This is a genomic window from Roseicyclus sp. (genome assembly GCF_965662675.1).
GTDB lineage: Bacteria > Pseudomonadota > Alphaproteobacteria > Rhodobacterales > Rhodobacteraceae > Roseicyclus.
On sequence record NZ_CBFIIK010000081.1, the window covers coordinates 1 to 13,262 of the forward strand.

Annotated in this window: 13 protein-coding genes, 1 tRNA gene and 1 pseudogene; 6 read left to right on the plus strand and 9 right to left on the minus strand. The window is 61.4% G+C overall.

The features are described from left to right. The 3 genes and pseudogenes from ACTG4J_RS11425 to ACTG4J_RS11435 form a co-directional block, all read left to right on the plus strand. Window positions 1-347 (plus strand): annotated as a pseudogene (locus tag ACTG4J_RS11425) (ABC transporter substrate-binding protein); the annotation flags it as partial. A gap of 118 nt (window positions 348-465) precedes the next feature. Next, the gene (locus tag ACTG4J_RS11430; protein ID WP_439139636.1) at window positions 466-1,365 is read left to right on the plus strand and encodes a TRAP transporter small permease subunit; all 900 of its coding nucleotides are present in this window, start codon (window positions 466-468) and stop codon (window positions 1,363-1,365) included. Between the two features lie 68 nt (window positions 1,366-1,433). After that, a complete protein-coding gene (locus ACTG4J_RS11435) occupies window positions 1,434-3,785 on the plus strand; it encodes a TRAP transporter large permease (RefSeq protein ID WP_439139637.1) in 2,352 nt (783 codons plus the stop codon). Between the two features lie 184 nt (window positions 3,786-3,969). Here the strand turns inward: ACTG4J_RS11435 and ACTG4J_RS11440 are convergent, their stop codons facing one another. From ACTG4J_RS11440 to ACTG4J_RS11450, 3 genes are all read right to left on the minus strand, one after another. Then, the gene (locus ACTG4J_RS11440) at window positions 3,970-4,785 is read right to left on the minus strand and encodes an arginyltransferase (protein WP_439139639.1); all 816 of its coding nucleotides are present in this window, start codon (window positions 4,783-4,785) and stop codon (window positions 3,970-3,972) included. Between the two features lie 99 nt (window positions 4,786-4,884). After that, window positions 4,885-5,319: an RDD family protein gene (locus ACTG4J_RS11445; RefSeq protein WP_439139641.1), complete on the minus strand. Its 435-nt coding sequence runs from the start codon at window positions 5,317-5,319 to the stop codon at window positions 4,885-4,887. An 87-nt stretch (window positions 5,320-5,406) separates the two neighbouring features. Then, window positions 5,407-5,838 carry a DUF2852 domain-containing protein gene (locus ACTG4J_RS11450; RefSeq protein ID WP_439139642.1) on the minus strand — a complete coding sequence of 144 codons (432 nt, stop codon included), beginning with the start codon at window positions 5,836-5,838 and terminating at the stop codon, window positions 5,407-5,409. 170 nt (window positions 5,839-6,008) lie between these two features. On the opposite strand from ACTG4J_RS11450, the gene ACTG4J_RS11455 reads away from it, so the two are divergent. The 3 genes from ACTG4J_RS11455 (at window position 6,009) to ACTG4J_RS11465 (ending at window position 7,064) form a co-directional block, all read left to right on the plus strand. After that, window positions 6,009-6,098 (plus strand) — tRNA-Ser (locus ACTG4J_RS11455). A 472-nt stretch (window positions 6,099-6,570) separates the two neighbouring features. After that, window positions 6,571-6,756 carry a hypothetical protein gene (locus tag ACTG4J_RS11460; protein ID WP_439137886.1) on the plus strand — a complete coding sequence of 62 codons (186 nt, stop codon included), beginning with the start codon at window positions 6,571-6,573 and terminating at the stop codon, window positions 6,754-6,756. Window positions 6,757-6,815: 59 nt separating this feature from the next. Next, entirely contained in the window at window positions 6,816-7,064 is a 249-nt protein-coding gene (locus ACTG4J_RS11465; protein ID WP_439139644.1) for a hypothetical protein, read from the plus strand. Window positions 7,065-7,208: 144 nt separating this feature from the next. Here the strand turns inward: ACTG4J_RS11465 and ACTG4J_RS11470 are convergent, their stop codons facing one another. Genes ACTG4J_RS11470 through ACTG4J_RS11495 form a run of 6 tightly spaced genes read right to left on the minus strand, consistent with a single transcriptional unit; the run spans window position 7,209 to window position 13,181 of the window. Further along, window positions 7,209-7,904, minus strand: a complete 696-nt coding sequence (locus ACTG4J_RS11470; RefSeq protein ID WP_439139645.1) for an RraA family protein — start codon at window positions 7,902-7,904, stop codon at window positions 7,209-7,211. A 26-nt stretch (window positions 7,905-7,930) separates the two neighbouring features. After that, window positions 7,931-9,064, minus strand: a complete 1,134-nt coding sequence (locus ACTG4J_RS11475; protein ID WP_439139647.1) for a cobalamin-independent methionine synthase II family protein — start codon at window positions 9,062-9,064, stop codon at window positions 7,931-7,933. A gap of 29 nt (window positions 9,065-9,093) precedes the next feature. Further along, window positions 9,094-10,059 carry a cupin domain-containing protein gene (locus ACTG4J_RS11480; RefSeq protein ID WP_439139648.1) on the minus strand — a complete coding sequence of 322 codons (966 nt, stop codon included), beginning with the start codon at window positions 10,057-10,059 and terminating at the stop codon, window positions 9,094-9,096. A 50-nt stretch (window positions 10,060-10,109) separates the two neighbouring features. Next, on the minus strand, window positions 10,110-11,099 hold the full coding sequence (locus ACTG4J_RS11485; RefSeq protein ID WP_439139653.1) for an ester cyclase: 990 nt from the start codon (window positions 11,097-11,099) through the stop codon (window positions 10,110-10,112). Next, entirely contained in the window at window positions 11,096-12,115 is a 1,020-nt protein-coding gene (locus ACTG4J_RS11490; RefSeq protein ID WP_439139650.1) for a LacI family DNA-binding transcriptional regulator, read from the minus strand. The genes ACTG4J_RS11485 and ACTG4J_RS11490 overlap by 4 nt, the downstream gene beginning before the upstream one ends. Window positions 12,116-12,149: 34 nt before the next feature. Then, window positions 12,150-13,181, minus strand: a complete 1,032-nt coding sequence (locus ACTG4J_RS11495; protein ID WP_439139651.1) for an ester cyclase — start codon at window positions 13,179-13,181, stop codon at window positions 12,150-12,152. Window positions 13,182-13,262: the final 81 nt, after the last annotated feature.

A 13,262-nucleotide genomic window follows, 5' to 3' on the forward strand; every position in this document is an offset into this window, starting at 1 on the left:
TGTCGTTCAACCTCGATGTGTGGGAAAGCTTGACCCCCGCGCAGCAGAAGATCGTCGAGATCGCCTGCGAGGCAACACATGCCAACAACTTCTCCATGTCGCTGGCGGAAAACGGCGCGGCGCTGTCGCGTCTGCAGTCGGCCGGCGTGCAGGCGCGTGAATTCCCCGAGGACGTCTGGGACGCCTTCGGTCGCGCGGCGGCAGAGGTGAATGCCGAGAACATGACCGATCCGCTTTATGCGCAGATCCATGAGAGCTTCGCCGCTTCCATGGCATCTACCTCGGCATGGTGGGATCTGGGCGATGGCGAGTACATCCGCCAGCGTAACCGCGTGAACGCGGGCTGATCTGCCTGAGGCAAATCGCATCCTGCCCGGCGCAATCCGCGCCGGGCAGGATGTCCTTTTTTCGTGATCCGAGACTCTACGCGCCCCGCTGTGGGCTTGCGTTCCGGGGGACCGCCGCATGATCGACTTCATCTTGTGGGTGCTGCAAAATATCGCCTTGGCACCCTACAACCTGTTTCTTGCCATCACCAATCCGGGCCTTTGGCTGAACTGGGCCGATCCCCAGGCGGTGATGCGCTTTATCTACTACGGTGCCTCGGTCGAGCTGTTCTTCTTCGCCATTACCACCTTCATCTTTATCACCGCGCTCGGCATGGTCTGGAAGCGCGAGATCTTGTGGTGGGGTGTGCGTATCCTAGAGGGCGTGGCCAACACGGTCGGGCGCACCGCAGCTTGGGCGGGGCTTTTCATGGTCTTCGTGCAGGTGATCATCGTGTTCTTGCAGCGGATCTTCCGTGTTGCGGAAATCCAGATCGGCCCCTTCGGAACCGCCTTTGCGCAAGACCTGAGCTGGTGGGCCGAAAGCCTGAAATTTCATAACGCCATGGTCGTGTGCCTTTGCGTTTCCTACACCTTCGTGCAGGGCGGCCATGTGCGCGTCGATCTTGTCTATTCAGCGGTGAAATTCCGCACCAAGAAGATGATCGACATGTTCGGCTGCCTGTTTTTCATGCTGCCGATGGTGACCATCACCTATCTTTATTCGTGGTTCTTCATGTGGCGTCACCTGATGACGCCGACGGTCACCTCGACCAGCGATCTGGATCGGATGCTGGCGCAGGCGCGGATCTTCAAATGGAATGTCGAAACCATCGGGTTCAGCCCGAATGGCTTCAACGCCTATTTCCTGTTCAAGGTCTTGATCGTCTTGTTCTGCGTCTTGGTGTTCTTGCAGGCGATCGCCTTTTTCTGGCGGTCCTACCTCGAATGGCGCGAGGGCGAGGAGAGCGCGGGCAAGTATCAAGACCGCGACAGGCTGGGCGACGAGACACAAGAGATCGCACAGGCCGCACACTAGCGATGAGCCGGTCATCCGGCACTTACAGACAAGCAAGCGCGCGCGCTTAGCCAAGGGGACGAGAGAGCATGCTTTTCGGATTGGATGGGGTCGAGATCGGTCTGGTGATCGTCTTCCTCACGCTTTTCGCTGGGATCATGACCGGTTTTCCGGTGGCCTTCGCCATCGGTGGTGCCGGCGCGATCTCATTCGCCATCATCGCGGCACTCGATAGCGCGGGGCTTTTGATCCACGAGGCGATCGACAGCGGCTCGGCGGAATACGCGGCGCTTTTGGCCGAAGGGGTGATCCGCGAAAGCATATCGGTTTTCCGATACCCTGAACTGCCGCGCGTGGAAGTGGCGCTGTTCCCCGGTGGCTGGGAACAGGCGATGGAGCGCAACCTGTCCTTCATGGTCAACCGCATGAACGAGCGCGTGATCGCGGGCCAATCCATCGAGACGCTCTTGGCGGTGTTGATGTTCGTGATGATGGGCATCGTGCTGGAGCGCTCGAAGATCGCCGAGGATCTGCTGACCACCATGGCGCGGGTCTTTGGCCCGCTGCCGGGCGGTCTGGCCGTGTCGATCGTGATCGTGGGCGCCTTCCTCGCCGCCTCGACCGGGATTGTCGGCGCGACCGTGGTGACGATGGGCTTGCTCGCGCTGCCCACCATGCTGCGCAACAATTATTCGCCGGAACTGGCGACAGGGGTCATCGCGGCATCGGGCACATTGGGCCAGATCATTCCGCCCTCGATCGTGATCGTTTTGCTTGGCACCTTGGTCGGCGATCTTTACGCGACTGGCCAGGAAACGCGCGCCCAGCTTGCAGGCTGCACCGACGCGTTGACCTATCTGGCAAAGCCCGCCGTCTTGTCGGTCGGCACGCTGTTCCAAGCCGCGCTCTTGCCGGGGCTGTTCCTTGCGCTTCTCTACGGGCTTTACGCCTTTGGCTTTGCGTTGTGGAAACCCGCAAGCGCCCCGCCGGTGCAAATCAGCGGTTCCGCGGGCGAGCCCGTGACCCGCAATGAGGCACTGACCTGGTACCTTGCGGCACCAGTTGCGTTGATCCTTGCTGTCGTACTCGGCGCTGGCGGCGGTGTGATCGGCAGCCAAGCGATCTCGGTCTCGGATTACGCCGAGCGCGAGGACACGGCGATGCTGCGCACCAGTGTATCAGAGCAGTGTCAGGCGGCGATGATTGACCTGCATGGGCAGGAGATGTGGGATGCTTCGGTCGCGCAGCGCGCGGCCATGGCCGCGGCAGGCGATACCGGAGAGGTTGTCCTCTTGACCGAGGACGAGCGCACCGCGGCACTTGAGCGTGCCTTGAGCGATGCCGCACCCATCGGCAGCGGCGTGGCGACGATCTTCACCATGCTGGCGCTTTTGCTGATCCTTGCGCGCGGCGTCTCTCCCTCGTCCAACCCCGCGCCGCTGATCGCGGGCGGTGTCGGCGTGGTGCTGGCGCTGATCTGCGACATGCTGTTCATCGGTCCGCTGACGGGCAATGGCGCGACCTTCCTGATCCTTGCCATCCCGTTCTTCATCGCGCTTTACGGCGCGCGGGTGGCGATGATGCGCCTGTCGCAAAACGAGCTTTTGCGCGTGGTCTTCCCGCCGCTTGTGTTGATCGTGGCGGTGCTGGGCTCGATCTTGGGCGGCATCACCAACCCGACGCCCGCCGCGGCGCTTGGTGCGGCAGGGGCCATTATGCTGGCGGCCTATCGCAAGCTGAAGGAAGAGAACGGCAAGTCCAAGATCATCATCTGGGCCAGCTTCGCGCTGATCATCATGATCTTGTTCGGCGTGAATTTCGACCTGCGCATCACGCGCGAGGTGGTGCCGGTGCAAGACTGGATCGCCTATTTCATCGCGCAGATCGCCTATCACTTCGCGTTCTTCGGGCTGTTGTTCAGCGCGTGGGTTTTGTTCCGAACGAATATCCTGAGCCCTGTGGTGCGTGAAACCGCCAAGGTGACCTCGATGGTGTTCACCATTTTGATCGGCTCGCAGCTGTTGAACCTGGTGCTGATCTCCTTCGGGGGCGAGCATCACATCCAGCAATATCTGCGGAGTTTCGATAACGAAATCGTCGTCTTCTTCGTGGTGATGGCGATTTTGTTCATCTTGGGCTTCGTGCTCGATTTCCTCGAGATCATCTATATCGTGATCCCCATCGTGGGGCCGGTGATTTATGGTGGCACACTCGATCCGGCATGGGTGACGATCATGATCGCGATCAACCTCCAGACCTCGTTCCTGACGCCGCCTTTCGGATTTGCCCTGTTCTACTTGCGCGGGGTGGCACCAAGCAGCGTGACGACGGGCCATATCTATCGCGGGGTGATCCCCTTCGTGGGGATACAGGTCCTGTGCTTGGTCTTGCTCTACATGTTCCCGGGGATCGTGACGATCCTGCCCCGCTTGCTGGGGTAAGGGAGCCACGCCATAGAGACATGTTGACGGGGGGCCAAACGCCCCCCGTTTGCATTCGCGGATATGGGCGCGACAGCTGGGTGCGGTAAGGATCACGGGGGGCTGTCTGCCCCCCTCTGGTCGCGTGCCGCGACCATTCACCCCCCGAGGATATTTTCGAAACGAAGAAGAGGCGGTGTCGCGCTTAGTCTTCGGCGCGCAGATCGGGCAGGGTGATCTGTGCCACCTGTTGCGCGATGGGTTCCACCGACAGGGGATGGACATGGTTGGAATAGCGCGATGGATCGCCGAGCGCCTTCCACTGGCCATCGACATAGACCTCGATCGCGGGAAAGCGGGCCTTGTAGCCCATCTTCGCCGAACCCGGCACCCAATAGCCGAGGTAGACATAAGGCAGCCCCGCCTCACGCGCGAGCGTCACATGATCGAGGATCACATGGGTGCCAAGGCTGTCTGCTGTGCGGTCGGGATCGAAGAAGGAATAGACGAGGCTGAGCCCGTCATCGAGTATGTCGGTCAAGCAAACGGCCGCCAGCGTGTCATCGGGATCGCGGTACTCGACCACGCGCGAGCGCACGGGTGTTTCTTCGATCATCGCGGCGAATTCGAAGACATCCATATCGGCCATGCCACCATCGGCGTGGCGGGCATCGAGATAGCGGCGGAACAGGTCATATTGCGCCTCGGTGGCCCAAGCCGAACGCGAGACCCGCGCAAGTGTTGCATTGCGCCGCAAGATACGCCGGTGGCGACGCAATGGTGCGAAATCGGCCACGCGGATGCGTGCGGACAGGCAAGCCGCACAATCCGCGCAAGACGGGCGGTACAGCACGTTTTGCGACCTGCGGAAGCCTTGCTTGGACAGGGCGTTGTTGAGTTTCTCAGCCTGTTCGCCCTGCAGCGCCGTGAACAGCTTGCGTTCTCGACGCCCATCGAGATAAGGGCACTTTTGCGGTGCCGTGACATAGAATTGGGTCGCGATGGGCAGTGTGTGGCGCATGAGAGATTATCGGCCCGGGCCGGTCCAAAGCATTGTTCTTGAAATTGCACCAGGCGCCGCAGAGGCCGCAACAGGTTTTTTCGGCATTGGGCCGAATACTCAGCGCGGTCTGTTGATCGCGGCCGATCCGATCAGCCTGTCATGCAGGCCTTGGTGGCGCGCGCCGAGGGCAATCATCACGATCGAGATCAGTTGCAAGAGCACGAAGCCCGTCGCGGTCATGAACAAAAGCGTATGCAACACTGCCTCGCCACGTGACAGGGGCGCGCCGCTCGCCCCGCGCAGTTCGATGTTCATCAAGCGCATGCCCAGCGTCGCCGAACGAGAGGCGATCGTCGCGCTGCGATAGATGAAATCGACGGTGATATAGACCAGGGGCCAGACCCACCACAGCAAGCTGAGCGTGAGAAGGCCCAATGTGAAGGTGATGGCGATCACGATGATCACATCCACGATCCAGGCGAACAGTCGCTTGGCGGGGACACCATCATAGAATGGATGGTCGTGATCGGGATCGGGCAGGGCGTTGGTCATGGGCAACGACATGGCGGCATTCCACGAAATTTGGAATAAAAAAGCACAGGCCCGCGCGACCCAAAGGTCGCGCGGCGCGGATTCGGTTCAGGTGGCTACGGTGTCGGGCGCGGTTGCGGCCTTGCGCGTATCGGCGCGGTCTTGCAGGAATTGATCGAATTCAGCCTTGTCCTTGGCTTCGCGCAGGCGGTGCAAGAAGGCTTCGAAGGCGTCTTGCTCTTCTTGCAGGCGACGAAGCGTATCGGCCTTGTAGGCATCGAAGGCGGCATTGCCCGTGCTGCGGTTGATGGCCTGGTCAAAGGCGATATCATGGCGTTTCTTGCAAGATGTGCTGAACATACGTTTACTCCAGATCATATAGGCGAGAAGGGCGAGGCCGGCGGGCCAGAACAAGATGAAGGCAAGCACCATGGCCGCGATCCATGCGCCCTTGCCCTTTTCGTCAAGCCAAGCCTCGCTGCGGGAAAACCAATTTCCACCCCCGACGCGGGTAGAAGTAGCGGTAAGTGTGGATGCCATCGCGTGGTCCTTTCGCAGGTATGTTAATGTTAATCACATTCACAAACATGGGTGCCATGATGCGCAATGCAAGGGGTGCTTGCGAAAAAAGTGAAGCCAATTAACATGAGGGCGGCCATCGCGCTTTTACCTTGCACTTGCGCATCGCCTTGCGCTATCCCGCCCCGCACGGACAGTTGGCCGAGTGGTCGAAGGCGCACGCCTGGAAAGTGTGTAGGCGGGGAACCGTCTCGAGGGTTCGAATCCCTCACTGTCCGCCATCACCCTTTGATTTTATTACATATTTTAGATTTAATCCGCCCTGTTACCATAATGGCTCCCCTTTGGGAGCGTGGCTGTAATGCCTACTTCAAGGTCAACCGCATCCACTTTGGGGGTTACTTGACCCCTTCGCCAGCCAAGTCGAACCGTTCACCGAGGGGGCACCCCCCTAACCAAGCCCCCCTACGCGTCAGAAAGGCCCTTGTTTGATAAGTGCTTTTTAAATTCGTTGGGTAATTTCGTTTGGGTCCAAGGTCCGAGACGCGATGTGCCATCTCTCAGGTCCAAGGCACCCGATCCAATGTCGTTGGACCGAGGTGTTCTGTCCAAAGTTGCCGGACTGAGGCTCCCGGTTCAGGGGGGCCGGTTCTGGGAGCGTGGTCCTTGGTTTGTATGGCTCAGCTTCAAGCGACTAACCGAAAGCGTCTCGCGAGTTCGAAGCTCGTTTGCCCCGCCTATTCTGCACCGCCGATGCGCACCTGCCCACCTGCGCCGGGCTTTGCCGCGGTCGAGATCCCCGGTGAACGCGAGCGCAACCATCATCAAGCTGCGCACGAATTGATCCATGTGCCCGAGGAAACATGGGACCAGATCGTTGCACTGCCGGCGCAGTCAGTCACACCGCTTGCCGACGAAGCCTCAGGCAAGACGTCATAAATCTTGTGCGCCGCCGCGATGGATGATTGATTTGGTCATGATCATTTGGGGCTGCATCGATGGCTGAGACTGTTTTGTTCACCGCCATGAAAGATGGCACGCGCGAGGAATACACGCTTCTCGCGCGGTTGGAGAAACCCTTTCTCGCCCTCACGGCCGATCGTGTCTTGGACGAATTACGCCGCGCGGATGAGGTGCCTGCACCATTTGCCGGTGGCCGCCGCGTTTTCATGAAACTCGCCAAGGCGCTCGAGCACCTCAAGAAGCTCATTTTCATCCGGTCGTGTTCTATCAACAACCCCGCTTGATCGAAGGGCGTCGCCCAGCGCCTCTTTCGTCCAGCTGACGATAGCCTTCCACTCGGCGGGTGTCTTGGACTTCACTGACTCCTCCTAAGTCGTCGACGGCAATGGGTAGGAAGCTGCCGATGACGGAGGTAACTGGCAAGCGTCCTACGTCCTTGCCGCCTCGAACGCCGTCCAAGCCGCTTCGAAGGCGGCGAAGTCAAAACCTTCTGCGCGCGCGGCGTTCAGGACGATCTTTTCGGTGTCCAACAGCTTCGCAATCGCGCCCGCAAGTGCCGCCTCGTAGCCCAAAGGGATCACCAATGCGCCATGCCGGTCGGCGTGGATGAGATCGCCATCCGCAATGCTTAAGCCAAAGATGTTCACTGACGTTGCGATCTCGCGGACATGCACGAAGCCGTGGCTTGGGCCGATACTGCCCGCGATCACCGGGAAACCCTCGGGCAAATCGCCAAGATCGCGCATCACCCCGTTGGTCAGCGCGCCGCTGAGGCCGAAGCCTTTATGCACAGTTGTGTTGATCTCGCCCCAATAGGCACCGATGGCATTGGCTCCATCCATATCTTCAACCACCGCGATGGCGGGGCGGGGGCCAGTGGCCATATGCTTGTAATAGGCCATGCGGCGTGCGCGGATCACATCGGCGGGCTCGCTGGGCGGGGCGAGTGCCGCGATCCGGGCGGTGCGCGCATAGCCCACGATTGCACCTGCCTGCGGTGCGCTGCACAGCATCGTGCCGCGGGTGAAGCGGTCAAAGCCGCGCTTGCCTTCCACCACCTCGATGGCGTTGCACACGGTGGGCGTATCGACCGCCCGCAAAAGTTGCATTAGTGCCGCATCCATCAATGGTCTCCCTTCAGGCGTGTCACTCAAGAGCCGTGGCCGATAAGGGCCGCGCCCTCGGCCATGGCGGCCAGCTTGGCATAGGCGATATCGGGATCGACAGCGCCAAAGCCCGCGAAGGTACCAAACCCGCAATCCGAGCCCGCGATCACCCGCTCTGTGCCCACGATGTCGACGAAGCGCTGCAAGCGCTGGGCCACCAGCTCGGGGTGTTCGACGAAATTGGTCGTGGTGTCGAGGACACCGGGCACAAGGATCTTGTCGTCAGGAATATCGGCGCGGCGGTCGTGGAACACCGCCCATTCATGGGCGTGCCTTGGGTTCGATGTCTCGAACAGTACATAGCGCGCCTTGGCCGACATCAGCGTGTCGAACATCTTGGCCATCGGGATATCGCAGATATGGGGCCCCTCGTAATTGCCCCAGCAGATATGCACGCGCACACGCTCTTGCGGGATATCGCGCAGGGCATGGTTCAGCACCTCGACATGGCTGGCCGCGACCTTGACGAAATCGGCATCGTCAAGCTCGGGGAACAGCATGTGCCGCGAGAGCGCCAGATCGGGGCAATCAAGCTGCAGATCGAGGCCCGCCGCAATGATGGTCTCGTATTCTTCCTTCATCGCATCGGCGAGTGCGGCCAGATAGGCCTCGCGCGTGGGGTAATGCGCATTGGGCAAGAATAGCGAGATCACACCGGGCGAGGCGGCATTCATGAACCCCCGGCTTGCGCCATGCTGGGCCATCGCCGCCTTGAGATTGGCGATATCCTTTTGCAACTCACCTTGCCCCTTTGAGGCGACGGGTCCCACGCATTTGGGCCGTGAATAGCGCGGCGAGCCACCATCATCGGCAAGCTTTTTCAAGAAACTGGGGAAAAGTTGCAGATCGCGCGGCGGGCTGCGCGGCGTGTCGCCATCGAAGCCGGTGTAGCGATCCTTGACATAGGTGGCGTAGCTGATCTTGGAGGTTTCGCCATCCGAGACGATATCGACCCCCGCCGCGACTTGCCGCGCTACCGTGTGTGAAACAGCCGCCGTCATGCAGGCGTCAAAGCCGGCTTGATCGTAATCTTGCCCATGTTCTCGGGCAAAGATGAAATCCACGACATCTTGGCCGCGCGGCAGGCTGCCGACATGGGTGGTCATGATCTTGGGCATGGTGCGGTCCCCCTTCGGGTTCGGATCGGTCAGGGTTTTTGGGTCGGTCCGGCCGGGTCATCGGTGCCGATCACATGGTAAAGCGCGGCCTCGCCCGACATCGACGGCGTCAGGCGATAGGCGAGATCCGCTGGCACCGACATTGTGTCGCCCTTGGCCAGCGTGGCGCTGCCCCCCTGCCAATCGACGCGCCAATGCCCCTTGACGGGCATCAAGACGGCGGGGCGGCCATGCAGGCGGGGCGCATCGCCTGCCGAGCCGCGCGTGATGAAATGCACCTCGAAACCCGGGCGGTCGCGCAAGATGCCATCGGCCCCGATCACCTTGGCGGGGGCGCGGTCCGAAAGGGCCACGAGATCCCAATAGCGCGCGACATGGTTGGGCAACACATCGGCGGTGGTCAGTTCGGCCCGCTTGGCAAGCTCATCTGGCCCCAAAACAGGCATGGGCTTGACGCCTTCGGGCAGCGCCTCGCCCTTCTTGGTATCGTAAAGCTTGCCTGTCTCGGCCAAGATCAACCCGTGGGATTTGGCCTCTTCGACCACTTGGGGGGCCCATTTCACCCCACCTCCCGCATCATCGCCGCCCAAAATGGCCATGATCATCCCGTAATCGGTGCCGATATTCTCAAACCCGCGGAAAATGCCGGTGGGGATGTTGATGATATCGCCCTCTTCCAGCACCACCTCGCCCGCATTGCCCCAGCGCCCCCAGAAAAAGCGCCAGCGCCCCGAGAGGACAAAGAACACCTCGGCGGTGTTGTGATCATGCAGTGAGTTGCGGCATTTCGGCGGTTGGCCCGCCGCCCCGATGTTGAAGCCGTGCTTGATCGAGATATGGACATGCTGATCGGGGCTTTCTGACACGCCGCCGCCGATGATGGTAAAGTTTTCCTTCTGGTTGGAACCGGGGGTATGCGCGTCGATAAAGGCGGTCTTGCAAGGGTGCAGGTCGCCGTAGCGGACGATGCGGGTTTCCATCTCGAGGGGTGTCATCGCGTTTTGTCCTTGATCAACATGAAGGGCGGTTCTGTGTGGAGGCGCGATCAAACGCTGCCAGTGGCCATCAAGATCTGTTTCCAGATCGCGGTTTCATCGAACAGCGTCCATTCGCGGCGCAGCTGTGCGCGGGCGTTGCCATGTCGACCATATTCGGCATGGGTGATGCCCATCACATGCACCTCTGCGCCAGTTGGGCGGCCGAACATGCCCCAGCCATCATGCGTGCCGGTCAAGCTCCAGCGGATCGCGGCGCGCGGGGGCATGTCGGGGTCGGTGCGTCCGATTTGGTGGTGGATGACAAATGCGGCCGAGGGGAAGGCCGCGCGCAGCCCCATCCAGAGATTGGTGGCCGCAGCGGGACCATGCACCGTGACATGACCGGGATATTCGAGATGCGCCGCGCGGTCGTATTCCGCCCCGACCGCCGCCATGTCGGCGCCCATGATCCGGCTCAGCATCTCGCCCAGACGCGCGCCCCACGGGTCGTCATTGCCGCGCCCCTGATAGGGGCCAGCGATGTCGTTGGCCGGGCTGCACGGCTTGACGCAGGCCGAAGGCCCGCCCTCGCGCGCGATCAGGTCGCGGGCATAGTCGGCCGGGTCCCAGCCCATCTGGCGCACGATCGCACCTTGGTCGCGGATCAGCCATTCATCGTCGATCTTGTTATCCTTGGCATGGCAATCGGCCATGATCCGATAGACCAGCTTTTTGCCCGTGGCCTTGCCATAGACGCCATCGCCCGCATGCGTGGCCGTCGACAAGATGCGGTGCGACGACAGCATCCCGGCCTCGGGCGTTCCCGACCAGATCACATCTTCGCCCAAAAGCTGACGGTCGGGAAACTCGGCCAAGGTGGCCATGGTCGCCGCAATCACACCCCTATTGCCGCGCACCACAGAACCGGGTGAGCGCACGATGATGTCAGCTGCGTAGTAATCGTGCAGCGTGGCAATCGCGCGGCCTTCCCAGATCTCTTGGGTGATGCCCAAGATGTAATCGGGAAAGTCACTGAACTTTGGGTCAAAGCCCTTCATGATGTCCATCCTTCGGGAATGCGCGCTGAGCTGCGCAAGATCAGCGGGCCCGCGATCTCGATCTTTTGGGTCGGGCGATCAGGGTTTTCGATCTGACCCAGAAGCGTGTCCACCGTTGCTTCGACCATGCGGTTCAGCGGTTGGCGCAGGCTGGTCAGATCATAGGCTGGCCACGCGGCAAGCGGGACATCGTCATAGCCCACGACGCTGACGTCTTGGGGAATGCGCAGGCCCAATTCGCTGCGCAGCACGTCCATGACGGCGAATGCCATGTGGTCGTTGCCCACAAAAATCGCATCGGGCGGATCGGGGCGCTGCATCAGGACGCGGGCGGCTGTGGCTGCGGCCTCGCGCGTATACATACCGTCGATCTCGGCCAAGGGGGTGATGCCTGCCGCAGCCAAGCCTCGCTGAAAGCCCAAGGTCCGGTCGCGCCCTGTCGATGAACCTTGCCAGCCCATGATATGGGCGATCCGTCGATGCCCGCCTGCCAGCAAGAACTCCGCCACCTTTTGGCCGCCGCCGATATTGTCGGAGGTCACTGTCGACAGGCCCGAGCCATCTTGCCCGCGGTTGAACATCACCACCGGAATACCCGACGCCGCGCAGCGCTCGGTCAGGCCAAACGACATCGAGACCGAGGCGGTCACGATCCCGTCGACTTGGTAGCCCATCAATTCCTGAACCGTACTTTCGATCTGGTCGCTGGCGTTGGAGACCATGAAAACGAGGATGTGATAGCCCTGTGCCTGCAGCGCGCGCGACAGCCGTTCAAGGGCAACGGGGTAGAACTGGTTTTCCAGATAGGCGACCAACAGGCCGATGATCCGGCTTTTGCCCGATTTCATCGCGCGCGCCATGGCGTTGGGGCGATAGCCCAGCTGCTCGGCCGCCGCGCGCACCTTGGCGATGGTCGCAGGACTGGCCGAGGCGCCCGAGAACACCCGGCTGACCGCCGATTGGCTGACCCCCGCCATGCGCGCAACGTCAAGCGATGTGATGCGCTGCTCGGCCATCAGGGGGCCATCGGTTCAAAGAGGGGGGCGATGGTCACGCGGTCCTCCAATCGGGCAGGGGGATCGCGCCCGGCACGCGGGCCTTGTTGAATTCCCGCATTCTGCCCAGCACATCGACACCGATCTGCCGATAGGCATCCAGCAGGTCGACCAAGACCCAATTCTCGCGGATCAGATCGCCTTCGAGCCGCCAGAAATCGAGGCTGCGCAGCAAGATTTCCTGCCCTGCCGGCGCGATGCCCATCCAGCCATCGCCCGTGATCGTCAGCCGCATATTGGGCCAGCCGGTTTCGCAGACATAATCACCTTCCGCGATCCAGTGGCTTTGAAGCGCGCCCATCGCGTCAAGCTTGCGGTCGGGCATGCCGCGCAGGAACGGGCCTTGGTGCCAATTGCGAAACCCCGATATGCCGCGCGATGTGCCGATGCCTGCAGGCCCATACCAGTTGAAGCGCGGGTGCCAATATTGATCGAGCCGCATGACCGCCGGGTCGGGATTGCCGGGGAATTTGCACAGATCGGTCAGCATCGCGATGACATGATCGAGCGCCTTTTGTCCATCGCCCGAGACCGCCAGCCCATCGCCGCTGAGCGGCGCAGGCGTGGCGAGAAAGGCACCAAGCTGCGGCGCCATCGGCCACGCGCGTGCTTGCATCATCAATTCGGGGATGTCCCAGATCGCCTGCATCTCGGTGACCTGACCATCGGTAATCTCGAAATACTCGTGATAGCGCATATGCGCCAGATGCCCGGTCGGCGGTATGCCAAGGAAGGGCGCAAGAAAGCTGCCCATGTATTGGCCCATGCAGCCGATCCAATCCTGCCCCTCGGGCGTGGTGCCGGCCATGACGATCATGTCGCGCCGTTCCAGATCGGGCAGGGCGGCCAATAGCGGCAGGACGCAATCATCGATAAGATTTTGCACATCGCCAAAAGGGTGGCACATGCGGATCTTGGCGCCCGGGGCAAAGAGTGCCTCTGCCGCCGCTGCCGCGCCCTCGGGCGTTACCGCTTCAAGCGCGCGGCGATAGGGGGCAATCAGCGCCTTGAGGGCCGTGGGCGTCATCACAATGCCGCCTCGCCATAAGGCACATTGCCCCCGCCATAGCGGCGCACGCGGATGTTGCACTGCTCGGCGTGGCCGACA